This is a genomic window from Enterobacter sp. 18A13 (assembly GCF_007035975.1).
Taxonomy (GTDB): domain Bacteria; phylum Pseudomonadota; class Gammaproteobacteria; order Enterobacterales; family Enterobacteriaceae; genus Enterobacter; species Enterobacter vonholyi.
The window spans coordinates 2,739,375-2,763,267 of the sequence record NZ_AP019634.1 but is presented as its reverse complement, the minus strand read 5'-3'; the positions used below and the strand labels follow the sequence as shown (position 1 = coordinate 2,763,267).

The window sequence follows — 23,893 nt, the reverse complement described above, 5'->3', positions numbered from 1 at the left end:
GGGGATATCCATATGACACATCACTGCCCCCAGTAAACAGCAGTTGATGTATCTATGGTCTCGCCTGATCCCAATGCACATAAGATGTGCAGTAAGCGATCCGTACGCGCCACGTTTTTCAACGAGTATGTTGACACGTACATTTCCTGTAAACAGGAAATCGGCTACTCCCCAACGACGGGCGCAACCTTAACATATTTTGAGAATATAAAACAACAATGAGGAGGCATTATTTAAAACGTTTGTTGATAACGATTTTCATTTGTCTTTAAGCGTGAAGATATCGTTAACAAATAGAGATCAAATTAACGAATGGGATATAGCAACGGCTATATTTCTTGCACAAGACAAACGCAGAATATAGCCGTTGCTATATATCTAAGCTATTGAGTTTTCAGGAGTAAATTGTATATCTTTTCCAGATCGTCAATATTCTTCACCCGAATAAGCAGGCGGCGTTGTTCTAATTGCATCACCAGCACGCCGTCTTCCGACAAATTCATCTCTTTAATACGGTTATATTCTATCCATACATTGGCGAAGAAAAATCCGCGTGATTTAAAAATGATTTTCGGCGTACGGATCCAGAACAGATAAACAGCCATTAATGCCAGCGCACATAATAACCATGTGGTTAATATTGCACCATGGCTGGTGACGTTATTGTAAATAAGAATAACGATGAGACCCGCGAAGATAAACGCATCCACGCGCCCGCGTCGCAGAAGGGGAAGGGAGAGCAGCGTCTCGCCGTGACGGCGCGGCATGATGAACTCGTCATAGATCGCGTAAGCCAGAAGGGCAGCAATAAATAGAACCAGTACGATGTCCGTGACAGTCATTCATCCTCCAGATAAAAAAAACCGGGGGCAAGCCCCCGGCCAATAGCGTTGAAACTTAGAGACCCAGCAGGCCGACAGCGTAGCCCGCGATACCGATGATGAAGAAGCCAACGATAATCCACAGCGGGTTCACTTTCTTACGCAGCAGCCACATGCAGGCGAAGGTTAACAGCAGCGGCACCAGGCCCGGCATCAGCTGATCCAGAATCGTCTGCACGGTGGTGACGCGGGTCTGACCATCCTGACCGGTGATTGTCGATACCACCAGTGGGATGTTCACGTGCGTCCACTTGTTAACCAGTGCTCCCATGACAAACAGGCCCAGGATTGACGCCCCCTCAGTCAGTTTCTGCAGGAAGCCGCCGCCCATGTCCTTAACGATGTCCACCCCTTTACGGTAGCCGTAGGCCACACCGTAGTAACGGGTCAGCAGACGCACGGCGTTAAACAGGATGAAGAACAGCAGTGGGCCAAGCAGGCTGCCGCTCATCGCGATACCTGCCCCCAGCGCTGCGAAGACCGGACGCACGGTACCCCAGAAGATAGGGTCACCGACACCGGCCAGCGGACCCATCAGGCCGACTTTAATACCGTTGATGGCACCATCGTCGATCTCTGCGCCGTTTGCACGCTGTTCTTCCATCGCCAGCGTTACGCCCAGAACCGGAGCCGCAACGTAAGGATGAGTGTTAAAGAATTCCAGGTGACGCTTGATCGCCTGACGGCGCGCTTCGTTGTTTTCCGGATACAGGCGTTTGATCGCCGGAACCATGGAGAAGCAGAAGCCGAGCGCCTGCATACGTTCGAAGTTCCATGAACCCTGAAACAGGTTAGAACGGATGAACACGCCACGAATATCACCCGGAGTGAGTTTTTTCTCGGTGGTAGTTTTTGTCATATCAACCATTTCGCTCACCTGTTAGTCCAGTTCGTTATCGAGATCGTTGTTACCAGCAGCCTGCGCTGGGGCACCCGCGACGCGGTTATATTTCGGGCTGAGCTGGATGTAGAGAATCGCCATTACCGCACCAATAACACCCAGTGCAACCAGGTTGAAGTTGGTGAAGGCAGCGGTCACGAAGCCGAGGTAGAAGAACGGCATCAGGTAGCCTGCCCGCATCATGTTGATGACCATCGCATAACCGACGACCACGATCATACCGCCCGCGATATTCAGACCGCCGGTGACCACTTCAGGAATGGCGTTCAGCATGCTCTGCACTTCGCTGGTACCGACAGAGATCGCCACGATAACCGCCGGGATCGCGATACGCATCGCCTGCAGGAACAGGGATGAAACGTGGATCCACGACAGTGCCGTGAGGTTGCCGTTTTCGGCCGCCTTATCCGCCGCGTGCTGGAAGGCAACGGTGATAGTACGAACGATGATAGTCAGCACCTGGCCTGCGGCTGCCAGCGGGATCGCCAGGGCGATACCTGCACCAATACTCTGGTGACCGGCAATAACCAGAACGGTAGAAATGATAGAGGCCAGCGCGGCATCGGGCGCAACCGCCGCACCGATGTTCATCCAGCCCAAGGCGATCATTTCCAGGGTACCACCGATGATGATACCGGTTTTCATGTCACCCAGAACGGCCCCAATCAGCGTACAGGCCACCAGAGGACGGTGGAACTGAAATTCATCAAGTACGGATTCCATACCCGCAATACATGCGACCACGAACACCAGCACAATCTGAAGAGTGGTAATCTCCATTGCACTTCTCCTATTACATAAACTTTATATGAGAACCGGCGGGGGCTTATTTCCCAACTTTGCCGATCAAATCCATCATTTTCAGTTTTTGATCCGTGGAAACCTTACGGGCTTCCAGTTCAATACCGCGCGCATTCAGCTTGTTGAATGCCTCGATATCTTTCGCATCGACTGAAATGGCGTTGTTGACCTGCGTTTTGCCCTGACGGAATGCCATACCACCAATGTTCACGGAGGTGATTTTCACGCCGCCTTCAACAATGCGCTCAACGTCTGTCGGGTTAGTGAACAGGAGCATCACGCGTTCGCCCGCGTATTTCGGGTTGTTGTAAACGCGAATCATCTTGGCGACATCCACGACGTGCGCGGTAACGCCAGGAGGAGCAACCTGAGTCAGAAGGGTTTTACGTACGGTATCGGCGGCCACTTCGTCGCTGACCACGATGATGCGTCGAACGTTGGTCTCTTTGGTCCAGCGCGTGGCAACCTGACCGTGGATTAAGCGGTCATCAATACGCGCAAGGCCGATCACCATGTAATCGTTCGGGCCCATTGGTTTTGCCGGTGCAGCTGCTTTTGGTGCCGCAGCAGGCGCAGGGGCAGGTTTTTCAACCGGCTGTGCTTTCAGGGCTTTTACCCCTTCGCGACCGGTTTCAACGGCCAGCGCAACCAGCTCATCGAAGGACGGATTGTCGTCTCGCGCCATGAGGGTTTCCACCAGCATGGGAATATTGACCCCGGCGACAACTTCATAGTGCTCTTTATCGACGACAATGCGGCTGGCGGCATTGAACGGGCTGCCGCCCCATGTATCAACGAGAAACAGCACGCCTTTGCTGGTATCCAGCTTCGCGAGCTGAGCGTTGTACTTCTCTATCAGCGTCTCGGCGTTTTCACCGGGAACGAAATCGATCCAGCCGACGTTTTCCTGCTCGCCCAACAGCATCTCTGCCGTTTTGAGTAGCTGCTCAGCAGCCCAACCATGTGTGCCTATGACAATAGCAATGGTCACTTGCTACCTCCTTTTATTATCATTAATACGCCTGCCAGGCAGCCGTACTGAGAATCGTATTGGCGAACCGAATCGATTCAGATAAGGGTTAGAGTTCAAAAAAACTAAGACTTCCGCGAATTATTTTAGATAGTGAAAAAATAATTTATGTGATGAAGATCCGTAATTTAGCCTCGCGTTAGAGATTTATCCGTAGAGTAAAGCCGCTGTGTTACAGAACTTTGCAAAGGAACGTAAATCTTTGCTAAAAACACATTGTCTCTGATATGTTTAGCCTCCGTTTAATTGTTCAGGAGTATAGGGCTACAGCCCACTATATGGACCGTCACCGACGTCAGTCATCTGCCAGGCCATTTCGCGCCTTATTCACCGGCGATCCTCGCCACGTATCGACTCTGTCTACCTCTGTTTTGCCCACGTTGAGTGGGGCACCGTTTCGTCATTCCTTTAGCAGGAGCTTGTCATGGAATTCTTAATGGACCCGTCAATCTGGGTGGGATTGCTCACGCTGGTAGTGCTCGAGATTGTTCTCGGCATTGATAACCTGGTGTTTATCGCCATCCTTGCGGACAAACTGCCGCCAAAACAGCGTGATAAAGCGCGTCTGATTGGTCTCTCGCTGGCGCTGGTCATGCGACTGGGACTGCTCTCCGTCATCTCCTGGATGGTCACGTTGACCAAACCGCTGTTCTCCGTCATGGATTACACCTTCTCAGGGCGTGATTTAATCATGCTGATCGGGGGGATATTCCTGCTTTTCAAAGCGACGACGGAGCTACACGAGCGGCTGGAAAACCGTCAGCACGATGATGGGCACGGTAAAGGTTATGCCAGCTTCTGGGTGGTAGTGCTGCAGATTGTGGTGCTTGATGCCGTCTTCTCGCTGGATGCGGTGATCACGGCGGTCGGCATGGTGAATCATCTGCCGGTAATGATGGCGGCTGTCGTCATTGCGATGGCGGTCATGCTGCTGGCCTCAAAGCCTCTGACGCGCTTCGTCAACCAGCATCCGACGGTGGTCGTGCTGTGTCTGAGCTTCCTGCTGATGATCGGTCTGAGCCTGGTGGCGGAAGGTTTTGGCTTCCATATTCCAAAAGGCTACCTGTACGCCGCGATTGGCTTCTCGATCCTGATCGAGCTGTTCAACCAGATTGCGCGTCGTAACTTTATTAAGCAGCAGTCAAATCAGCCGCTGCGCGCCCGTACCGCAGATGCCATTCTGCGCCTGATGGGCGGTCGCCGTCAGGTGAACGTTCAGTCTGATTCCGAAAACCACAACCCGGTTCCGGTGCCTGAAGGGGCGTTTGTAGAACAGGAACGCTACATGATTAACGGCGTGCTCTCTCTGGCCTCCCGCTCGCTGCGCGGCATCATGACGCCGCGCGGTGAAATCAGCTGGGTCGATGCTAACCTGAGCGTGGATGAAATTCGCCAGCAGCTGCTCTCTTCACCGCACAGCCTGTTCCCGGTTTGTCGCGGCGAGCTGGATGAGATCATCGGCGTCGTGCGGGCGAAAGAGATGCTGGTGGCCCTGGAAGAGGGCGTCAACGTGGAAGCCGTTGCTGCCGCATCGCCTGCGATTGTCGTACCGGAAACGCTGGATCCGATCAACCTTCTCGGGGTGCTGCGCCGCGCTCGCGGTAGCTTTGTTATCGTCACCAACGAGTTTGGCGTGGTGCAGGGGCTGGTCACGCCGCTGGACGTGCTGGAAGCGATTGCCGGTGAATTCCCGGATGAAGACGAAACGCCAGAGATCGTTGCCGACGGTGAAGGCTGGCTGGTTAAAGGTACCACCGACCTGCACGCGCTCTCGCATACGCTGGGGCTGGAAAACGTCATCAACGATGAAGAAGACATCGCGACCGTTGCCGGTCTGGTTATCGCGGTTAACGGGCAAATCCCGCGCGTCGGAGATGTGATCGAGCTTTCGCCGCTGCACATTACGATCGTTGAAGCCAACGACTATCGCGTTGATATGGTGCGTATTGTTAAAGAACAATCTGCCCACGACGAAGATGAGTAAGCCGGCTTAGCGCAGCGGCATTAAGGGCACGATGTGCCCGTTATGATGCGCTGGCGGGGACGCGCTTCCCGCCAGCCACTTAGGAAAATCCCGTAGCGGCATCGGCCGCGCATAGAAAAAGCCCTGCAGAACAGGCACGCCATGGCGGCGCAAATAGCGCGCCTGCTCCTCTGTCTCGACCCCTTCAGCAACCAGTTCAATATTCAGCCGCTGGCCCAGCGCAATAATCATATCCGTCACCGTTGAATTCACGGCGTCTGTACCAATGGCGGTGGTGAAGGACTGGTCAATTTTCAGCACGTCCGGGTGCAGCTTTTCAAGCCAGGAGAGAGAGCTGTTGCCGGTGCCAAAATCGTCGATAGCGAGCTTCACCCCTTTGCGATGCAGTTCGCGCACGATGCGATAATCCGCATCCAGCAGCGCATCCCGTTCCGTTAGCTCAATCACCAGCTGCTGGCGCGGACTGGCGCTGAACCATAGACGGTTCAGGTCCTGTATCAACACCGCGTTACGGAAATGGCTGGCAGCGACGTTAAGGCCGATGTGAAAACCGGCGCTGGCGGGAAAGTAGCCTATCTGGCGCACCGTTTCGGCGATCACATAGCGGGTCAGGGGGACAATCAGGTTATGTTCTTCTGCCAGAGGAATAAACACTTCCGGAGAGATCCATCCCTGACGCGGATTATTCCAGCGCAGCAGGATCTCCACGCCAGTGCACGCCTGGGTACGGGCATTCACCAGCGGCTGGCAGAAAAGCTCAAATTCCCGGCCCGCAATCCCCATATCGATCTCCCACGTGAAGCTCATCCGGTTTGCCGTTGCCAGCCAGGCGAGATAGCCCAGCAGCAGGCTCAGCATAAGCCCGAGAGGCAGCTGGGCTGGCAGGCTTTTTAAGGCTAACTCTCCAGGGCCTGGCCCGCTGACCGTAATGGTGAAAGGATTTCGGGTTGATGATTGCTGGAAAAGCGAGCCTTCCTTATCAAACGTCAGGCTGTCGCTGACGCGTTGTCCATAGCGCAGAAAGCGATCGCCTACGGTCAGCGCCACGTCATTGATGAGCGGGCGCTGGGGCTCCAGAATCATTTTGGCGATCAGATCGATATTAATGATCTCGATGACGCCTGCTTCACCGTCCTGAGAAACAGGATACCACTGGATCAATATCGGGCTACCCTTAAGCAGCCACTGGTCGCTCGATAAAATCAGCTTCGCTGTGCTGGCGGGTAATTCTTTCAGGAAGTCGCGAACGGGCACATTGCGGCTGCCGAAAATACTCGAGCAGTACAGAATACCGTCTTTAATCAGGGCGATGGAGCGTACCGTCTGCAAAATGGCTGCCTGCTTTCGCAGCGCGAGGTGCGCCTGCGGGCAGGGCTGCCCCACCAGGGGCTGCAGCACGCTGCGGCGGTTCTCTAAAGAAAGCAGGACGTTATCAAGGGCGCGAACGGTGTGGCTGGTAAAATCGAGGATCCGCTGTTGGTTAACATTGCGCTGCGAAATAAAGCGAATGCCTAACGTCAGGATGAGCGTGAGGAGCGCAACCGTGACACAGACGATAACGCGTTTTCGGCGATAGTTTTTAATGATCGTTTGTGCAGTTTGCATGAACGGTCGCCTGATAAGCCACCAGCCACAAAAGCCGGACGCAACAGTGAAAGTGTAGTGGGGAAAGCAGAAGGAGACGAGAAAGAAGAGGGAAATTCGCCCATCCGTTGCAGATGGGCGAAAAGCAGTATTAGTCGCACTGCACCTTAATGGCCAGGCCACCACGGGACGTCTCGCGGTATTTCGCGTTCATGTCTTTACCGGTTTCGTACATGGTTTCAATCACCTTATCCAGCGATACGCGAGGTTCGCTGGTACGGCGCATCGCCATACGTGAGGCGTTGATGGCTTTCACCGAGGCAATCGCGTTACGCTCGATGCACGGCACCTGCACCTGGCCCGCGACCGGATCGCAGGTCAGACCGAGGTTATGCTCCATACCGATTTCAGCCGCCACGCAGACCTGCTCAGGGCTTGCGCCCAGCAGCTCTGCCAGGCCCGCCGCCGCCATGGAGCAGGCAACGCCAACTTCACCCTGACATCCTACTTCAGCACCGGAAATGGAGGCATTCATTTTGTACAGCGCACCGATGGCACCTGCCGCCAGGAAATAGCGGATGTAGATATCAGGCGTCACGGGCTCAATAAAGTGATCGTAATACGCCAGCACTGCCGGAACGATACCGCACGCGCCGTTAGTTGGCGCCGTCACGACGCGTCCACCGGCGGCGTTTTCTTCGTTAACCGCCAGGGCAAACATGTTTACCCAGTCGACCACGTTCATCGGGTCGTTGGAAAACTTGTCCGTGGTCACCAGCATACGGCGCAGGGCGGAGGCACGACGCGGCACGCGCAGTGGACCCGGCAGAACGCCTTCGGTGTTCATCCCGCGATCGATACAGGCGCGCATGGTTTGCCAGACGTTGGCAAAATAGTCTTCAATCTCTTTCTTGCTGTGCAGGGCCAGTTCGTTCTGCATCACCATGCCGGACAGTGAAAGACCGGTCTCTTTGCAGTAGCCCAGCATCTCGGTAGCCGATTTGAACGGGTACGGTACGCTGACGTCGCCGACGCTATCTTTGCCAAAATGCTCTTCATCCACGATGAAGCCACCGCCGATGGAGTAGTACGTTTTGCTGTAAATCTCTTTTTCACCGCTGTAAGCGTGAATGGTCATGCCGTTTTCATGCAGCGGCAGGTTGTCGCTACGGAAACGCATGCCGTCATCCTGCGGGAAATCGACTTCCTGCTGGCCGTTTGCCAGCAGCAGGCGGCCGCGTGTTTCCACGTCGCGGATGAATGCCGGGATGGCATCAATATCAACGGTATCCGGCATATTGCCTGCCAGACCCATAATAATGGCGATATCGGTGTGGTGGCCTTTACCCGTTAATGACAGCGAGCCGTAAACATCCACGGCGACACGGGTAACGCTTTCCAGTAATCCTTTTTCGACCAGATCATCGACGAACTGTTTACCGGCCTTCATCGGGCCAACAGTATGGGAAGACGAAGGGCCAATTCCCACTTTGAACATGTCGAATATACTAATCACTTTCACACTCCTGACAGGGTTACCGGGGTTCCAGTAACGATGTTATAACTGCGCATAGTGTAAGAGGGAACACCGACCTCGGCTTAACTATTCACATGAATTAAACTAATGGTTGACGATGGGTTTTGCTAATAGCGCGACGCGGATCGCAAACCTGCGAAAAAGGATGGAATGTAAAGTATAGTCAAGGCTTCAGGCCGATTTGCAACGCCAGTTCACGAATAATGCCCGCCGTCATGCCCCAGACAAAATAATGCTGATACCAGGACAACCAGACCCGATGGTCATGCCCTCGTCGATGAATATCCAGCGGATGATAACGGCTTAGCCGGAGCGCCTCTTCAAGCGGCATTTCAAACACTGCAGAGACTTCATCGACGCTGGCGTGATACTGCAGGTCCGGCGGGATAATACCTACCACCGGCGTGACCTGAAAACCGGTGACGCTATCTACGGGCGGCAGCACGCCAATGATCTCCACCGTCTCAGGCGGAATGGCAACTTCTTCCTGCGCTTCACGCAGCGCGGCGGCAATCAGCGAGGCGTCGGAGCTGTCTACTGCGCCACCCGGAAAGGCGACCTGACCCGCGTGCTTGCGTAAATGGGGAGAACGCTGGGTGAGCAGCAGGCCCGGCTGCGCGCGACGCACGACCGGGATCAGCACGGCCGCCTGACGCTGATTCAGCGCCTCGCGGTTGACCTGTGGTCTTAGTAGCTGAAATCGAGATAAAAAATCATCCAGCGTCAGGTTCTCTTTTTCCACCCGTGATTACTCCAGTTGTTTCAGGATACGGTTAACTTTATCAAAGGTTTCCTGATATTCCGCGTCGACCTGGCTGTCGGCAACAATACCGCCCCCGGCCGAACAGTAAAGGTTTCCGTCGCAGGCCGTCAGCGTGCGAATGGTAATGCTGGTATCCATGGTGCCGCACAGGCTGATATAGCCGATGCTGCCGCACCAGGCGTTGCGGCGGTGCGGCTCCAGCTCATCAATGATCTCCATCGCCCGCACCTTTGGCGCGCCGGTGATGGAGCCACCCGGAAACGCGGCGCGGAGCAGATCGCAGGCGGTGCGAGAGGCGGGCAGACGCGCGGTTATGGTGCTGACCAGATGATGCACTGCCGGGAAAGGCTCGACGACAAACAGTTCCGGCACGCGCACGCTGCCCGGTTCGGCGACACGGCCGATGTCGTTACGCATCAGGTCCACAATCATCAGGTTCTCGGCGCGGTCTTTCGGCGAGGCGGCAAGTTTTTCCGCCTGCTGGCGATCGGCGTCGGGATCGGCAAGACGCGGCAAGGTGCCTTTAATAGGACGGGTTTGAATCGTGCCCTCGGCCAGATGAATAAATCGCTCGGGTGACAGACTGAGTATTGCACCCTGTTCCAGACGCACAAACGCGCTAAACGGCGCCTTGTTGCTGGCATTAAGACGGGTAAACGCCTGCCACTCGTCTCCCTGATACGTCGCCTGGAAACGCTGGGCGAGGTTAACCTGATAGCAGTCACCGCTTTGCAGGTATGCCTGAACGCGAGCGAATTTTTCGGCATACTCCGCTGCACTCATATTTGAGCGCCAGCCGGAGGTCAATGTGAACGTCTGTGCCGGTGCAGGCTGCTGCGATTCAAGCCACGCCAGACGCGCCTTCACGTCATGATGGCTCAGCAGGGAAACCGTTTTTTTCTGGTGATCGACAATTAACGCCCAGTCGTACAGCCCCACGGCCATGTCGGGCAGGGAAATATCAGCCTGCGCATGCTCGGGCAGCGCTTCGAAACGGCGACCCAGATCGTAGCCAAACAGGCCCAGCGCGCCTCCCTGAAAAGGGAAGTCCGGGTTCGGCGCGGCTGATAAGCCCAGCGCGTTAATGGCTTGCTGAAGCTGCGCCAGCGGATCGCCAGTTAAGGACAGGTCATCGGTTGTCAGCGTCTTTAGCGGATCGGCCACCAGAATGTCGAAGCGGCTGTAGGGGTGGTCCGCATGACCGGAGTGCAGCAGCATCGCAAACGGAAGATGGCTCAGGCGGGCAAACCAGTATTCAGCGGCGTCTGTTCGCCAGGGCAGGGTAATAACAGTGGGGAAGCGCATGTTCATGTGTGGCATACTACCGGGCAGCGTGAAATAATTAGCGCGAATAATTTAGCAGGAGTTGACGATGTTTGCAGGTTTACCTTCTCTGAGCCATGAACAGCAGCAGAAAGCGGTTGAGCGAATTCAGGAACTGATGTCCCAGGGGATGAGCAGCGGACAGGCGATTTCCCAGGTGGCGGAAGAACTGCGCGCCACGCATACCGGCGAGCGGATCGTGGCGCGTTTCGAGGATGAAGATGAAGAGTAATCGTGCTTAAACCGCCGCGATAATCTTAATCTCTACCTTGTATTCCGGCTTCATCAGCGTGGCCTGTACGGTGCAGCGTACAGGCGCGTGACCCGCCACAACCCACGCATCCCAGGCTTTGTTCATTGCCGCGAAATCATCTTTGTTTGCCAGGAAAATCGTCGCATCCAGAATGCGGGATTTGTCGCTGCCCTGTTTTTCCAGCACCGCATCAATCTGCGCCAGAGTGTTAGCCGTTTGCTCGAACGCATCCGCATCCAGGTTAGCCGGTACGCCGGTGTAGTAGAGCGTCTGGTTATGGATAACCACATCAGACCAGCGGGCTTCGGCATCAATGCGCACAATTGTCATAAACGTTTCCTCGTTATTTTTCGTCGTCAGGCGGCAAGACTGCCATATTGTTCTCGTGTCGTCACTATTTGGGGTGGCACAGGAGAGGATGGGCTGACATAATCCCTGTGCAAAAATACAGTGAGAGAGCACCGTGGCAGACGATTTTTCCCCTGAAGGTCAATTAGCGCAGGCTATTCCCGGCTTCAAACCCCGTGAACCTCAGCGCCAGATGGCGCATGCCGTTGCACGCGCCATTGATAAGACTCAGCCGCTGGTGGTCGAAGCAGGAACCGGCACGGGTAAAACGTATGCTTACCTTGCTCCGGCGCTGCGGGCCAAAAAAAAGGTGATCATTTCCACCGGATCGAAGGCGCTGCAGGATCAGCTCTACAGCCGCGATTTGCCCACGGTGGCCAAGGCGCTGAAATTCAAAGGCCGTTTGGCCCTGCTGAAGGGACGCTCTAATTATCTCTGCCTGGAACGTCTTGAGCAGCAGGCGCTGGCGGGCGGCGACCTGCCGGTGCAAACCCTGAGCGACGTCATTATTCTTCGCGCCTGGGCGAACCAGACGGAAGAGGGCGATATCAGCACCTGCGCGAGCGTGCCGGAAGATTCCCCGGCCTGGCCGCTGGTGACCAGCACTAACGACAACTGTCTCGGCAGCGACTGTCCGCTGTATAAAGACTGCTTCGTGGTGAAAGCGCGCAAAACGGCGATGGATGCGGATGTGGTGGTAGTGAACCACCATCTGTTCCTCGCGGATATGGTCGTCAAGGATAGCGGTTTCGGCGAGCTGATTCCGGAGGCGGACGTGATGATCTTCGACGAGGCCCACCAGCTTCCGGATATCGCCAGCCAGTACTTTGGTCAGTCGCTTTCCAGCCGCCAGCTGCAGGATCTGGCGAAAGATTTCACCATTGCCTACCGGACCGAACTCAAAGATACCCAGCAGCTGCAGAAGTGCGCCGACCGTCTGGCGCAGAGCGCGCAGGATTTCCGTTTACAGCTCGGCGAGCCGGGCTATCGCGGCAACCTGCGCGAGCTGCTGGCGGACAAAAACATCCAGCGCGCGCTGCTGCTGCTCGATGATGCCCTTGAACTCTGCTACGACGTGGCGAAACTGTCGCTTGGACGTTCCGCCCTGCTGGACGCGGCCTTCGAGCGCGCCACGCTGTATCGCGGGCGGCTCAAACGGCTTAAAGAGATCAATCAGCCGGGGTACAGCTACTGGTATGAATGCACTTCGCGGCATTTCACGCTGGCGCTCACGCCGCTGACGGTGGCGGATAAATTTAAAGAGGTGATGGCGCAAAAGCCGGGAAGCTGGATCTTCACCTCGGCAACCCTGTCGGTGAATGACGATCTGCATCACTTCACCGAGCGTCTCGGCATTGAGCAGGCGGAATCCTTGCTCCTGCCCAGCCCGTTCGATTACGAAAAGCAGGCGCTGCTCTGTGTTCCCCGTAATCTGCCGCTGCCGAACCAGCCGGGTGCGGCGCGCCATCTGGCCGCGATGTTAAAACCGATGATCGAGGCCAACAACGGCCGCTGTTTTATGCTCTGCACCTCTCACGCTATGATGCGCGACCTCGCCGAGCAGTTCCGCGCCAACATGACGCTGCCGGTGCTGCTGCAGGGCGAAACCAGCAAAGGTCAGCTGCTCCAGCAGTTTGTCAGCGCCGGAAATGCCCTGCTGGTAGCCACCAGCAGCTTCTGGGAAGGGGTGGACGTGCGCGGCGATACGCTCTCGCTCGTGATCATTGATAAGCTTCCGTTTACCTCCCCGGACGATCCGCTGCTCAAGGCGAGGATGGAAGACTGCCGCCTGCGCGGCGGCGATCCGTTTGATGAGGTTCAGCTCCCGGATGCGGTCATTACCCTTAAGCAAGGGGTAGGGCGCCTAATCCGTGACGTCACCGATCGGGGCGTGCTGGTCATTTGCGATAACCGGCTGGTGATGCGTCCTTACGGGGCAACCTTCCTTGCAAGCCTGCCGCCCGCGCCGCGGACGCGGGACATAAAACGCGCGGTGCGTTTCCTGGCAAATCCAACGGCGGAGTAATTTACCCCGGAGTGTGCTAAGATGCGCGCCATTTTGTGACTGACCCTTGCGAGAGCGCGACGACTGATGCGAATTCTGGCTATTGATACCGCGACAGAGGCTTGCTCTGTCGCTCTGTTGAACGACGGTGCTGTTTCTGCCCATTTCGAAGAGTGCCCCCGGGAACACACCCAACGCATTCTGCCCCTGGTAAAAGCCATTTTAACCCAGGGCAACACCTCTTTAACCGACCTCGACGCGCTGGCCTTTGGCCGTGGCCCCGGAAGCTTTACGGGCGTACGTATCGGGATTGGCATTGCGCAGGGGCTGGCGCTGGGCGCCGAACTGCCGATGATCGGCGTCTCTACCCTCGCCACCATGGCGCAGGGAGCATGGCGCATGACCGGGGCAACGCGCGTGCTGGCCGCGATTGATGCCCGCATGGGCGAAGTTTACTGGGCCGAATACACCCGCGACGAGCAGGGCGTGTGGCACGGTGAAGAGACGGAAGCCGTGCTTAAGCCGGAAGCGGTCACTGAACGACTGAAGCAGCTGTCAGGCGAGTGGGCAACCGTCGGCACCGGCTGGCCAGCGTGGCCTGAGATGGCGAACGACACCGGGTTGACGCTGGTGGACGGCAACATGCTTCTGCCGGCTGCGGAAGATATGCTTCCGATTGCCAGCCAGCTGCTCGCAGCAGGCAAAACCGTGGCCGTTGAACACGCGGAGCCGGTTTATTTGCGAAACACCGTTGCGTGGAAGAAACTTCCGGGCCGCGAGTGAATCTCAGTAACAGGAACTGAGAAAAAGGAGTCGCATCATGGCGGTCCAGACTAAAGTAGTACGCCTTATTATGGCAGGCGCAGTTGCCATAGCACTGAGCGGATGCGTTTCCGTTCCTGATGCGATTAAGGGCACCAGCCCGACGCCACAGCAGGATCTGGTTCGGGTGATGAATGCCCCTGAGCTGTACGTCGGCCAGGAAGCGCGCTTTGGCGGTAAGGTGATAGACGTACAAAACCAGCAGGGGAAAACCCGCCTGGAGATCGCAACCGTTCCGCTGGACAGCGGCGCGCGGCCTGTACTGGGCGAGGCCTCTCGCGGGCGTATCTACGCGGACGTGAGTGGTTTCCTCGATCCGGTCGATTTTCGCGGACAGCTAGTGACCGTTGTCGGGCCGATTACCGGCGCCGTACAGGGCAAAATCGGCAGCACGCCGTATAAATTTATGACCATGCAGGTCAACGGATATAAGCGCTGGCGGTTAGCACAGCAGGTGATCATGCCGCCTCAGCCGATCGATCCGTGGATGTGGGGTCCGCATCCTTATCGTTACGGCTACCCGGGCTGGGGCTGGTATAACCCGGGACCTGCACAGGTACAGACGATCGTTACTGAGTAACTTACTGTTATTGTTAGAAAAGAGACAGCGGCTCAGCCGCTGTCTCTGTTTTTTTACGGATAAAACGAAAAAAAAGAGTGACGCGCTTCGCAACCTTAAATCTGAACAATTAATAAACTGGTACGCTGAGTTAATATAATGTTAACAAACTGTTTATTATCGGGGTTGTGATGACGACGAACACTCATTTCAGAGGTGATGCATTGAAGAAGGTTTGGCTTAACCGTTATCCCGCAGATGTTCCTGCTGAGATCAATCCTGACCGTTATCAATCCCTGGTGGAATTATTTGAACACTCGGTAAGGCGCTACGCGGACCAGCCCGCATTCGTGAATATGGGCGAGGTGATGACGTTCCGTAAGCTGGAGGAGCGCAGCCGGGCGTTTGCGGCGTATCTTCAGGAAGGGCTGGGGCTGCAAAAAGGGGACCGCGTCGCGCTGATGATGCCAAACCTGCTGCAATACCCGGTGGCGCTGTTCGGTATCCTGCGTGCCGGGATGATTGTCGTCAACGTCAACCCGCTGTACACCCCGCGCGAGCTGGAGCATCAGCTTAACGACAGCGGCGCGGTCGCGATTGTCATTGTGTCCAACTTTGCCCATACGCTGGAAAAAGTGGTCGACAAAACCCAGGTGAAACACGTCATCCTGACGCGCATGGGGGACCAGCTCTCTACCGCCAAAGGCACGCTGGTTAACTTTGTCGTCAAATACGTCAAGCGTCTGGTGCCAAAATATCACCTGCCGGACGCTATCTCCTTCCGCAGGGCGCTGCATGCGGGCTATCGGATGCAGTACGTCAAGCCGGAAGTGGTCTCAGAAGATCTCGCCTTCCTGCAGTATACCGGCGGTACCACCGGCGTGGCGAAAGGCGCTATGTTGACCCACCGCAACATGCTGGCGAACCTTGAGCAGGTCAACGCAACCTACGGGCCGCTGCTGCATCCCGGCAAAGAGCTGGTCATTACGGCGCTGCCGCTGTACCACATTTTCGCACTGACCATGAACTGCCTGCTGTTTATTGAGCTCGGCGGTCAAAACGTGCTGATCACCAACCCGCGCGATATCCCGGGACTGGTGAAAGAGCTGGCAAAATACCCGTTCACCGCCATGACCGGGGTAAATACCCTTTTCAACGCGCTGCTTAATAACAAAGAGTTCCAGCAGCTGGACTTCTCCACGCTGCACCTCTCTGCGGGCGGCGGCATGCCGGTCCAGCAGGCGGTTGCCGAGCGCTGGGTGAAGCTCACCGGTCAGTATCTGCTGGAGGGCTATGGCCTGACGGAATGCGCGCCGCTGGTCAGCGTTAACCCGCATGATATCGACTATCACAGCGGAAGCATTGGTCTGCCCGTTCCTTCCACTGAAGCGAAACTGGTCGATGATAACGATAATGAAGTTGCGCCGGGTGAGCCGGGTGAGCTGTGCGTCAAAGGTCCGCAGGTGATGCTGGGCTACTGGCAGCGTCCCGACGCGACCGACGAAATCATCAAAGACGGCTGGCTGCATACCGGTGACATCGCGGTGATGGATGAGGAAGGCTTCCTGCGTATTGTCGATCGCAAGAAAGATATGATTCTGGTCTCCGGCTTCAACGTCTATCCGAATGAGATCGAAGACGTGGTTATGCAGCACAGCGGCGTACTCGAAGTGGCAGCAGTAGGGGTGCCTTCCGGCAGCAGCGGTGAAGCGGTGAAGATATTTGTGGTCAAGAAAGATCCTTCTCTCACCGAGGAAGCGCTGATAACGTTTTGTCGTCGTCAGCTGACGGGCTATAAAGTGCCGAAGCTGGTGGAATTCCGCGACGAGTTGCCGAAATCCAACGTCGGGAAGATATTACGACGAGAATTACGTGACGAAGCCCGTGCCAAAGTAGACAATAAGGCCTGAGCTTCACGCTAATCGCCCAGACGCCGGTTAAGCCGGCGTTTTTTATGGGCGCAAACAAAAGAGAATCCGTTTTGAATTACCAGATGATCACGACTAACGACGAGCTGGCTTCGCTGTGCGAAGTGACGCGCGACTTTCCTGCCATTGCCCTGGATACCGAGTTTGTCCGTACCCGAACCTATTATCCGCAGCTGGGTTTGATTCAGATGTACGACGGTAAACACGTGTCGCTGATCGACCCTCTCGGCATTACCGACTGGACGCCGATGCGTGACCTGCTGCTCGATACCGCCGTGACGAAATACCTGCACGCGGGCAGTGAAGATCTGGAAGTCTTTCTGAACACCTTTGGCATCATGCCTCAGCCGCTGATTGATACGCAGATCCTCGCGGCGTTCAGCGGTCGTCCGCTGTCGTGGGGTTTTGCCGCCATGGTGGAGGAGTATACGGGCCTGACGCTGGATAAGAGTGAATCCCGCACCGACTGGCTGGCGCGTCCGCTAACCGCACGCCAGCTGGAATATGCGGCGGCAGACGTGTTTTACCTGCTGCCGATCGCCGGACAGCTGATGAAAGAGGCGGAAGCCTCCGGATGGCTCGCTGCTGCGCTGGACGAGTGCCGAATGACCCAGCAGCGCCGTCAGGAAGTGGTGGATCCGAAAGAGGCATGGCGCGATATCAGCAACGCCTGGCAGCTGCGAACGCGTCAGCTGGCATGCCTGCAGCTGCTGGCAGACTGGCGCTTGCATAAAGCACGCGAGCGCGACCTGGCCGTTAACTTCGTCGTCCGTGAAGAGCATCTCTGGGCGGTGGCGCGCTATATGCCGGGCAGCCTCGGCGAGCTTGACAGCATTGGGCTTTCGGGCAGCGAGATCCGTTTCCACGGTAAAACCCTGCTGGCGCTGGTCGCAAAAGCGCAGGAGCTGCCGGAAGATGCGCTGCCGGAACCGCTGCTGAACCTGATGGACATGCCGGGCTATCGCAAGGCTTTCAAGGACATCAAAGCGCTGGTGCAGGCAGTTGCAACCGAAAGCAAACTGAGCGCGGAACTGCTCGCCTCACGTCGTCAGATTAACCAGCTGCTGAACTGGCACTGGAAGCTGAAGCCGCAGAATGGCGTGCCGGAAATGATGGCGGGATGGCGCGGGGAATTGATGGCCGATCGCCTGAATACGCTGCTGGAAGGCTATCCGCGATAAAAAATATGCCGGGTGATAAACCCGGCATATTCCCCCGGTGGCGCTGCGCTTACCGGGGCTATGAAATCACAAACCTACGGACGCGACTCTTCCGCTTCCGGGAGCGTCACGTTCAGCTCCAGAATCGAAATATCCCCGTCTTTTTGTTCCAGCTGCACCGTCACCATCTCCGGGTCAATCTGCACGTACTTACAGATCACTTCCAGGATGTCCTTGCGCAGCTGCGGCAGGTAGTGAGGCTCGGCGTCGCTACGACGACGCTCCGCAACGATAATTTGCAGACGTTCTTTTGCGATGTTGGCGGTGTTCTTTTTCCGCGAGAGAAAAAAGTCCAGTAATGCCATAACTTATCCTCCGAACAGGCGTTTGAGGAAACCTTTCTTCTCTTCTTCAATGAAGCGGAAAGGACGTTCTTCTCCCAGCAGACGGTCAACGGTATCGGCGTAAGCTTTACCTGCATCTGCCATTGTATCAAGGATCACTGGCTCGCCCTGGTTAGAGGCGCGTAACACGGACTGATCTTCCGGGATAACGCCGACCAGCTTAATGCGCAGGATCTCAAGCACGTCTTCCATGCTCAGCATGTCACCTTTGTTCACGCGGCCCGGATTGTAGCGGGTGAGCAGCAGGTGTTCTTTAATCGGGTCTTCGCCATTTTCCGCACGACGGGATTTAGAGGCGAGGATCCCCAGAATGCGGTCTGAGTCACGCACGGATGAAACTTCAGGGTTGGTGGTGATGATCGCTTCATCAGCGAAGTAGAGCGCCATCAGGGCACCGGTTTCGATGCCGGCAGGGGAGTCGCAGACAATGAAGTCGAAATCCATTTTTTTCAGATCGTCGAGCACCTTTTCCACCCCTTCACGGGTCAGGGCGTCTTTGTCACGCGTCTGAGATGCCGGGAGAATGTAGAGGTTCTCGGTGCGCTTGTCTTTAATCATCGCCTGGTTCAGCGTGGCATCGCCCTGAATGACGTTCACAAAGTCATACACGACGCGACGCTCACATCCCATGATGAGGTCGAGGTTACGCAGACCGATATCGAAGTCGATAACGATGGTTTTCTTTCCCTTCTGGGCCAAACCAGTAGCGATGGCCGCGCTGGAGGTGGTCTTGCCAACGCCTCCTTTACCCGAAGTAACAACAATAATGCGTGCCATAGAAATTCCTTGTTAAAAAGGGATCAATTCAACGGTTGAACGGTCAACGCGTCGTCTGCCAGAAGCAGGCGAGCCGCTTTGCCATAAAATTCGGCTGGGATCTTGTCGCTCAGCCAATATTCACCTGCGATGGACACCAGTTCCGCCGTCAGGTGAGTACAAAATATTTGCGCATCTCGATCGCCACTTGCACCTGCGAGCGCACGTCCACGCATCATACCGTATACGTGAATATTGCCATCTGCAATCAGCTCAGCGCCAGCACTGACGTGGCTTGTAACAATCAGATCACAGTTTGGTGCATAAATGCGCTGACCGGAACGAACCGGCACATCAATCATTCGCGTTTTTGTGACGGTAGTAACGTTTTGCACCGCAGGAGGGGGGGGTTCGACGGCAACGGGGGCCGCACGCGAGGCTTTTTCTTTGCCCTCATTCAGAAGGGGCAGCCCCGCACGCTCAATTTCCGCTTTCAGCTCAGAATCTTTGCAGCCGCTGATGCCCACGATACGCAGTCCGGTGGAGGAGACGGCCTGCTGGAGAAGTTTCCAGTTTACCGGCGCCTCAAGACCGCTGACGTTGATCACAACAGGGGCGTGCTTCAGAAAGGCGGGAGCCTGAGCGATTTTGTCTTCTAACGCCTGACGAATAACCTCGGGTTTTGCATCATGCAAATGTACCACTGATAAGGTGAAGCTACTGCCTTTAAGCTCGATGGGCGTGTTTGACATCCTGGCCTTACTCAATTTGCTATTAACCGCAACCACTCGCTGCGATATTCCGAAGAGTATCAGGCATGTTATAGTCAGGAGTATATTGAGGCAAGCAACCACCCATTAATTCAGAGTAAAAACATGTTTTGTGTGATCTACAGAAGTACAAGCCGTGACCAGACCTATCTTTATGTCGAAAAGAAAGACGATTTTTCACGCGTGCCTGAAGAATTAATGAAGAACTTTGGCCGACCACAGCTGGCTATGCTGCTGCCGCTTGATGGTCGTAAGAAACTGATTAATGCCGATCTGGATAAAGTGAAAACGGCCTTAGCCGAGCAGGGCTATTATTTACAGCTTCCACCGCCACCCGAGAATTTATTAAAACAGCATCTTGAGGCGAACGGTAAAAAATAGCCTCAACTGTTTTTGCGCACAACACATCAACCGTTTAGGGGTCGACCATGTATCAACATCATAACTGGCAAGGTGCATTACTGGATTATCCCGTCAGCAAAGTGGTTTGCGTAGGCAGCAACTATGCAAAACATATTCAGGAGATGGGCAGCGCGACGCCAGAAGAGCCGGTTCTGTTTATTAAGCCTGAAACGGCGCTTTGCGATATCCGCCAGCCGCTGGCGCTGCCGCAGGGGCTCGGCTCGGTGCATCACGAAGTGGAACTTGCCGTGCTGATTGGTGCAACGCTTCGCCAGGCCTCAGAAGAACATGTTCAGAAAGCGATTGCCGGATACGGCGTGGCGCTGGACCTGACCCTGCGTGACGTGCAGGGAAAAATGAAGAAAGCAGGGCAGCCGTGGGAAAAAGCCAAAGGGTTTGATAATTCCTGCCCGATCTCGGCGTTTGTGCCGGTGAGCGAATTTACCGGCGATCCGCAGGATACCCCACTCAGCCTGAAGGTTAACGGCGAGATCCGCCAGCAGGGCACCACGGCAGACATGATCCATAAGATTGTGCCGCTGATCGCCTACATGAGCCGCTTCTTTACCCTGAAACCGGGTGATGTGATCCTGACCGGCACGCCGGAAGGCGTTGGCCCGCTCGTGAGCGGTGACGAGCTGGAGGTCGGTTTTAACGGTCTGTCGCTGAAAACCCGCGTGCTGTAATCCCATCTTGCCGCCTGAAGAGGGCGGCAAAACTTGCAACAACGTGCCAGACTCGTTATAAGGTGCGCTTTCTTTTGACGTGTGGACATCCTGATGAACGACATCCCTTTCTGGCAAAGCAAAACTCTCGACGACATGACTGACGCGGAATGGGAATCATTGTGCGACGGCTGCGGGCAGTGCTGCCTGCACAAGCTGATGGATGAAGATACGGATGAAATCTACTTCACCAACGTTGCCTGCAAGCAGCTAAACATTAAAACCTGCCAGTGCCGCAACTATGAGCGCCGGTTTGAATTTGAGCCGGACTGCATAAAGTTAACCCGGGATAATCTTCCGACGTTTGAATGGCTGCCGCATACCTGCGCGTATCGCCTGCTGGCGGAAGGGAAAGGTCTGCCTGACTGGCATCCGTTGTTAACCGGTTCAAAAGCGGCGATGCACGGCGAGCGTATCTCTGTGCGCCACATTGCGGTGAAAGAGTCCGAGGTGCGGGACTGGGAAGATCACATCATGAATCACCCGACCCGTTGAGATTAAAAAACCCGCCGAAGCGGGTTTTTTATTATGCGCGGTTGTGTCGGGTGGCGCTGCGCTTACCCGACCTACAAAACCGTAGGCCCGCGCAAGCGAAGTGCCGCCGGGCAACTTAGCGCCCAAAGAGATCGCGTTTCTTCGGTTTGAACGGCTGAGCGATCAGCACCAGCAGCGCCACGATGAAGTAGGCGGCAAAAATGCCTACCAGCCACTGCGGCATCTCCAGCGTCAGGAATTCCCACTGACGAACGGAGCAGTCACCGGATGCGACAAACACCTGCGGCAGCCATTTATCCAGCGGCAGCCAGCTCGGGAAGCGGGCGGCAAAATCGCAGGTCATAAACGGTGACGGATGCAGCTGCATCATGGTGTGCTGCCAGGAGAGTTCAATCCCTTTCCAGGCGCTGTAGAGCCAGATCGCAATAGCGGCATAGCGAAGCGGCGATTTCGGCGCAATTGCGCCCACCAGGCCCGCCCCCATAATGCCGAACAGCGCGCAGCGTTCGTAAATACAAAGCACGCAAGGTTTCAGTCCCATTACGTGCTGGAACCACAGCGCGACCATTTCCAGCGCAAAGGCGGTCAGGGCCATTAACAACCACGCTCCGCGACCGCGGGAGCACTGGTTTAAAAATCTCAACATAATCATTTCCCTGGAACATGCTTAGAAAGCGCAGTGTAAACGAATTCGTTTTTCACGCCACCTGTACCTGGCGAAATAAAACGTAATTGGATGTTTATCGTGCGAAAAGGCAAACGGGCAGCGAACTGCCCGAGATGCATAGTTTACTGCGCCGCAAGTATACCCGCTTGTATCAACCATTGCGTACAGGGAATGAGGGTAATTTTGACGCAAAGCAATCCCACGATCGTGAGCACCAGCGTGTAGGGCAGCGCCATCCACACCATCCGGCCATAAGATAGACGTATGAGCGGCGCGAGGGCGGAGGTCAGCAGGAACAGGAAGGCGGCCTGGCCGTTTGGCGTCGCCACCGACGGAAGGTTGGTGCCGGTATTGATCGCCACGGCCAGCAGTTCAAACTGTCCGGCGCTGATAACGCCTTGCTCCATAGCGGCTTTGGCCTCGTTGATGTAGACCGTCCCGACAAAGACGTTATCTGAGATTGACGAGAGCAGGCCGTTAAACAGGTAAAACAGCGACAGCTGAGCATCCGGTGACGCCTGTAATACAAAGGCAATAATCGGCGCGAAGAGATGCTGGTCGATAATCACCGCCACGACCGCAAAGAACACCGCCAGCAGGGCGGTAAACGGCAGGGCTTCGGTAAACGCTTTACCGATGGCATGTTCGTCCGTCACGCCGGTAAAGGTGGTGGCGAGAATAATGACTGACAGGCCTATCAGCCCCACTTCGGCAAGATGAAGCGCCAGCGCGGCGATAAGCCAGACGCCGATGATCCCCTGAGCAATCAGGCGCAGCGTCTCCTGGCGGGTCCGCTGGCGTCGGCTCTGCAGATCGAATTTATGCAGTTCCTGACGTACCGGCTCCGGGAGTTGGGCCCCATAGCCAAAAAGGCGAAATTTTTCCACCAGCAGACAGGTCGCCAGGCCGCAGATAAGCACCGGTACGCTGACCGGGGCCATTCTCAGGAAGAAATCACCGAAGTGCCAGCCCGCCGCTTTGGCAATGATCAGGTTTTGCGGCTCGCCCACCATGGTCATTACGCCGCCCAGCGCGGTACCGACCCCAGCGTGCATCATCAGGCTGCGCAGAAACGCGCGGAACTGTTCCAGCACGTCACGGTTATGCGCATCGACGTGACTGTCATCCTGCAAATCTTCACCCGGACGAGAGGAGGCCACGCGGTGATAAATACCGTAAAACCCAACCGCGACGCTTATCACCACCGCGACGACCGTCAGCGCGTCCAGGAAGGCCGACAGGAAGGCGGCGGCAAGGCAAAACGCCAGCGAGAGGAACATTTTTGACGGAATGCTGAGCAGCAGGCGCGTGAAGATAAACAGCAGGAGCTGTTTCATGAAGTAGATGCCCGCCACCATAAACATCAGCAGCAGAAGCACTTCGAGATTTGACGCCAGCTCTGCTTTGACATGTTCGGCGCTGGTCATGCCGATGACGACGGCTTCAAACGCCAGCAATCCGCCCGGCAGCAGGGGATAACATTTTAGCGCCATGGCCAGGGTGAAGATAAACTCTGCCACCAGCAGCCAGCCGGCGATAAAGGGATTCACACTAAAAATGATGGGATTAACGACCAGGAAAACCAGCAGTATCAGCTTATACCAGTCAGGAGACTGACCTAAAAAATTGCGCCACAGCGCGCGCCCAAAAGAAATTTCCACAACAGACGTCCTTCCCGTCAAGTAAGACAAAACATCAGTATACGCAAAAAATGCGGCCTGGAGGCGGATGAGGCGGCATTGTAAATTTCACAAAAATGAAACGGCGATCCCTCTTTTCTCTCTTTGCCGCGCTA

24 protein-coding genes are annotated in these 23,893 nt (G+C 55.7%); 10 read left to right on the top strand and 14 right to left on the bottom strand.

Annotation, left to right across the window (positions count from 1 at the left end; genetic code table 11):
• Nucleotides 1-383 precede the first annotated feature (383 nt).
• From FOY93_RS13440 to manX, 4 genes are read right to left on the bottom strand one after another with little or no spacing between them, the layout of a single operon-like run.
• Complete coding sequence (locus FOY93_RS13440; RefSeq protein WP_111964794.1) at nucleotides 384-842, bottom strand: DUF986 family protein; 459 nt, start codon at nucleotides 840-842, stop codon at nucleotides 384-386.
• A 55-nt stretch (nucleotides 843-897) separates the two neighbouring features.
• The gene (locus FOY93_RS13435) at nucleotides 898-1,749 is read right to left on the bottom strand and encodes a PTS mannose transporter subunit IID (protein ID WP_028018668.1); all 852 of its coding nucleotides are present in this window, start codon (nucleotides 1,747-1,749) and stop codon (nucleotides 898-900) included.
• 12 nt (nucleotides 1,750-1,761) lie between these two features.
• Nucleotides 1,762-2,562 (bottom strand): PTS mannose transporter subunit IIC, encoded by an 801-nt coding sequence (gene manY, locus FOY93_RS13430; RefSeq protein ID WP_008500490.1) that lies wholly within the window; start codon nucleotides 2,560-2,562, stop codon nucleotides 1,762-1,764.
• Between the two features lie 46 nt (nucleotides 2,563-2,608).
• On the bottom strand, nucleotides 2,609-3,574 hold the full coding sequence (gene manX, locus FOY93_RS13425; RefSeq protein ID WP_136195766.1) for a PTS mannose transporter subunit IIAB: 966 nt from the start codon (nucleotides 3,572-3,574) through the stop codon (nucleotides 2,609-2,611).
• 463 nt (nucleotides 3,575-4,037) lie between these two features.
• Here manX and yoaE point away from each other — a divergent pair, with 463 nt between their 5' ends.
• A complete protein-coding gene (yoaE, locus tag FOY93_RS13420) occupies nucleotides 4,038-5,597 on the top strand; it encodes a CNNM family cation transport protein YoaE (RefSeq protein ID WP_111964792.1) in 1,560 nt (519 codons plus the stop codon).
• A 6-nt stretch (nucleotides 5,598-5,603) separates the two neighbouring features.
• Here yoaE and FOY93_RS13415 read toward each other — a convergent pair whose 3' ends face one another.
• From FOY93_RS13415 to pabB, 4 genes are all read right to left on the bottom strand, one after another.
• Nucleotides 5,604-7,202 carry an EAL domain-containing protein gene (locus FOY93_RS13415; protein WP_133294672.1) on the bottom strand — a complete coding sequence of 533 codons (1,599 nt, stop codon included), beginning with the start codon at nucleotides 7,200-7,202 and terminating at the stop codon, nucleotides 5,604-5,606.
• Nucleotides 7,203-7,332: 130 nt separating this feature from the next.
• Complete coding sequence (gene sdaA, locus FOY93_RS13405; RefSeq protein ID WP_023312197.1) at nucleotides 7,333-8,697, bottom strand: L-serine ammonia-lyase; 1,365 nt, start codon at nucleotides 8,695-8,697, stop codon at nucleotides 7,333-7,335.
• A 184-nt stretch (nucleotides 8,698-8,881) separates the two neighbouring features.
• Nucleotides 8,882-9,460 carry a CoA pyrophosphatase gene (locus FOY93_RS13400; RefSeq protein ID WP_143345256.1) on the bottom strand — a complete coding sequence of 193 codons (579 nt, stop codon included), beginning with the start codon at nucleotides 9,458-9,460 and terminating at the stop codon, nucleotides 8,882-8,884.
• 6 nt (nucleotides 9,461-9,466) lie between these two features.
• Nucleotides 9,467-10,792 (bottom strand): aminodeoxychorismate synthase component 1, encoded by a 1,326-nt coding sequence (gene pabB / locus FOY93_RS13395; protein ID WP_133294670.1) that lies wholly within the window; start codon nucleotides 10,790-10,792, stop codon nucleotides 9,467-9,469.
• Nucleotides 10,793-10,853: 61 nt separating this feature from the next.
• Between pabB and FOY93_RS13390 the strand changes: the two genes are divergently transcribed.
• Nucleotides 10,854-11,036, top strand: coding sequence for a YoaH family protein (locus FOY93_RS13390; protein ID WP_008500497.1), 183 nt, complete (start codon nucleotides 10,854-10,856; stop codon nucleotides 11,034-11,036).
• Nucleotides 11,037-11,042: 6 nt separating this feature from the next.
• On the opposite strand, the gene FOY93_RS13385 is transcribed toward FOY93_RS13390, so the two are convergent.
• The gene (locus tag FOY93_RS13385; protein WP_008500498.1) at nucleotides 11,043-11,387 is read right to left on the bottom strand and encodes a RidA family protein; all 345 of its coding nucleotides are present in this window, start codon (nucleotides 11,385-11,387) and stop codon (nucleotides 11,043-11,045) included.
• A 133-nt stretch (nucleotides 11,388-11,520) separates the two neighbouring features.
• On the opposite strand from FOY93_RS13385, the gene yoaA reads away from it, so the two are divergent.
• From yoaA to rnd, 5 genes are all read left to right on the top strand, one after another.
• Complete coding sequence (yoaA, locus tag FOY93_RS13380; RefSeq protein WP_143345255.1) at nucleotides 11,521-13,431, top strand: DNA repair helicase YoaA; 1,911 nt, start codon at nucleotides 11,521-11,523, stop codon at nucleotides 13,429-13,431.
• 66 nt (nucleotides 13,432-13,497) lie between these two features.
• Complete coding sequence (gene tsaB, locus FOY93_RS13375) at nucleotides 13,498-14,193, top strand: tRNA (adenosine(37)-N6)-threonylcarbamoyltransferase complex dimerization subunit type 1 TsaB (protein ID WP_023293934.1); 696 nt, start codon at nucleotides 13,498-13,500, stop codon at nucleotides 14,191-14,193.
• A gap of 37 nt (nucleotides 14,194-14,230) precedes the next feature.
• The gene (locus FOY93_RS13370) at nucleotides 14,231-14,812 is read left to right on the top strand and encodes a Slp family lipoprotein (RefSeq protein ID WP_111964786.1); all 582 of its coding nucleotides are present in this window, start codon (nucleotides 14,231-14,233) and stop codon (nucleotides 14,810-14,812) included.
• 203 nt (nucleotides 14,813-15,015) lie between these two features.
• Nucleotides 15,016-16,701, top strand: coding sequence for a long-chain-fatty-acid--CoA ligase FadD (gene fadD / locus FOY93_RS13365; RefSeq protein WP_072253790.1), 1,686 nt, complete (start codon nucleotides 15,016-15,018; stop codon nucleotides 16,699-16,701).
• A 71-nt stretch (nucleotides 16,702-16,772) separates the two neighbouring features.
• Nucleotides 16,773-17,900 (top strand): ribonuclease D, encoded by a 1,128-nt coding sequence (rnd, locus tag FOY93_RS13360; RefSeq protein ID WP_143345254.1) that lies wholly within the window; start codon nucleotides 16,773-16,775, stop codon nucleotides 17,898-17,900.
• 74 nt (nucleotides 17,901-17,974) lie between these two features.
• On the opposite strand, the gene minE is transcribed toward rnd, so the two are convergent.
• From minE to minC, 3 genes are read right to left on the bottom strand one after another with little or no spacing between them, the layout of a single operon-like run.
• Nucleotides 17,975-18,244 carry a cell division topological specificity factor MinE gene (gene minE, locus FOY93_RS13355; RefSeq protein WP_008500504.1) on the bottom strand — a complete coding sequence of 90 codons (270 nt, stop codon included), beginning with the start codon at nucleotides 18,242-18,244 and terminating at the stop codon, nucleotides 17,975-17,977.
• Nucleotides 18,245-18,247: 3 nt separating this feature from the next.
• Nucleotides 18,248-19,060, bottom strand: a complete 813-nt coding sequence (minD, locus tag FOY93_RS13350) for a septum site-determining protein MinD (RefSeq protein WP_023312187.1) — start codon at nucleotides 19,058-19,060, stop codon at nucleotides 18,248-18,250.
• 23 nt (nucleotides 19,061-19,083) lie between these two features.
• On the bottom strand, nucleotides 19,084-19,791 hold the full coding sequence (gene minC, locus FOY93_RS13345; protein ID WP_143345253.1) for a septum site-determining protein MinC: 708 nt from the start codon (nucleotides 19,789-19,791) through the stop codon (nucleotides 19,084-19,086).
• Between the two features lie 123 nt (nucleotides 19,792-19,914).
• Between minC and FOY93_RS13340 the strand changes: the two genes are divergently transcribed.
• The 3 genes from FOY93_RS13340 to ycgN all read left to right on the top strand — a co-directional run bounded on the left by FOY93_RS13340 (nucleotide 19,915) and on the right by ycgN (nucleotide 21,431).
• A complete protein-coding gene (locus tag FOY93_RS13340) occupies nucleotides 19,915-20,190 on the top strand; it encodes a YcgL domain-containing protein (RefSeq protein ID WP_029742143.1) in 276 nt (91 codons plus the stop codon).
• A 47-nt stretch (nucleotides 20,191-20,237) separates the two neighbouring features.
• Entirely contained in the window at nucleotides 20,238-20,897 is a 660-nt protein-coding gene (locus FOY93_RS13335) for a fumarylacetoacetate hydrolase family protein (protein ID WP_024909871.1), read from the top strand.
• A gap of 93 nt (nucleotides 20,898-20,990) precedes the next feature.
• Nucleotides 20,991-21,431 carry a cysteine cluster protein YcgN gene (gene ycgN, locus FOY93_RS13330; protein ID WP_024909872.1) on the top strand — a complete coding sequence of 147 codons (441 nt, stop codon included), beginning with the start codon at nucleotides 20,991-20,993 and terminating at the stop codon, nucleotides 21,429-21,431.
• Between the two features lie 115 nt (nucleotides 21,432-21,546).
• On the opposite strand, the gene dsbB is transcribed toward ycgN, so the two are convergent.
• Both dsbB and nhaB read right to left on the bottom strand, forming a co-directional pair.
• A complete protein-coding gene (dsbB, locus tag FOY93_RS13325; protein WP_063408593.1) occupies nucleotides 21,547-22,077 on the bottom strand; it encodes a disulfide bond formation protein DsbB in 531 nt (176 codons plus the stop codon).
• 143 nt (nucleotides 22,078-22,220) lie between these two features.
• Nucleotides 22,221-23,759, bottom strand: coding sequence for a Na(+)/H(+) antiporter NhaB (gene nhaB / locus FOY93_RS13320; RefSeq protein ID WP_111964783.1), 1,539 nt, complete (start codon nucleotides 23,757-23,759; stop codon nucleotides 22,221-22,223).
• Nucleotides 23,760-23,893: the final 134 nt, after the last annotated feature.

Coding starts and splice junctions, on each gene's coding strand:
- ycgN (WP_024909872.1), top strand. CDS start 20,991: ATGAACGACATCCCTTTCTGGCAAAGCAAAACTCTCGACGACATGACT.
- FOY93_RS13370 (WP_111964786.1), top strand. CDS start 14,231: ATGGCGGTCCAGACTAAAGTAGTACGCCTTATTATGGCAGGCGCAGTT.
- FOY93_RS13340 (WP_029742143.1), top strand. CDS start 19,915: ATGTTTTGTGTGATCTACAGAAGTACAAGCCGTGACCAGACCTATCTT.
- minC (WP_143345253.1), bottom strand. CDS start 19,791: ATGTCAAACACGCCCATCGAGCTTAAAGGCAGTAGCTTCACCTTATCA.
- FOY93_RS13435 (WP_028018668.1), bottom strand. CDS start 1,749: ATGGTTGATATGACAAAAACTACCACCGAGAAAAAACTCACTCCGGGT.
- FOY93_RS13335 (WP_024909871.1), top strand. CDS start 20,238: ATGTATCAACATCATAACTGGCAAGGTGCATTACTGGATTATCCCGTC.
- pabB (WP_133294670.1), bottom strand. CDS start 10,792: ATGAACATGCGCTTCCCCACTGTTATTACCCTGCCCTGGCGAACAGAC.
- minE (WP_008500504.1), bottom strand. CDS start 18,244: ATGGCATTACTGGACTTTTTTCTCTCGCGGAAAAAGAACACCGCCAAC.
- manY (WP_008500490.1), bottom strand. CDS start 2,562: ATGGAGATTACCACTCTTCAGATTGTGCTGGTGTTCGTGGTCGCATGT.
- FOY93_RS13440 (WP_111964794.1), bottom strand. CDS start 842: ATGACTGTCACGGACATCGTACTGGTTCTATTTATTGCTGCCCTTCTG.
- FOY93_RS13385 (WP_008500498.1), bottom strand. CDS start 11,387: ATGACAATTGTGCGCATTGATGCCGAAGCCCGCTGGTCTGATGTGGTT.
- FOY93_RS13415 (WP_133294672.1), bottom strand. CDS start 7,202: ATGCAAACTGCACAAACGATCATTAAAAACTATCGCCGAAAACGCGTT.
- dsbB (WP_063408593.1), bottom strand. CDS start 22,077: ATGTTGAGATTTTTAAACCAGTGCTCCCGCGGTCGCGGAGCGTGGTTG.
- yoaE (WP_111964792.1), top strand. CDS start 4,038: ATGGAATTCTTAATGGACCCGTCAATCTGGGTGGGATTGCTCACGCTG.
- tsaB (WP_023293934.1), top strand. CDS start 13,498: ATGCGAATTCTGGCTATTGATACCGCGACAGAGGCTTGCTCTGTCGCT.
- FOY93_RS13390 (WP_008500497.1), top strand. CDS start 10,854: ATGTTTGCAGGTTTACCTTCTCTGAGCCATGAACAGCAGCAGAAAGCG.
- minD (WP_023312187.1), bottom strand. CDS start 19,060: ATGGCACGCATTATTGTTGTTACTTCGGGTAAAGGAGGCGTTGGCAAG.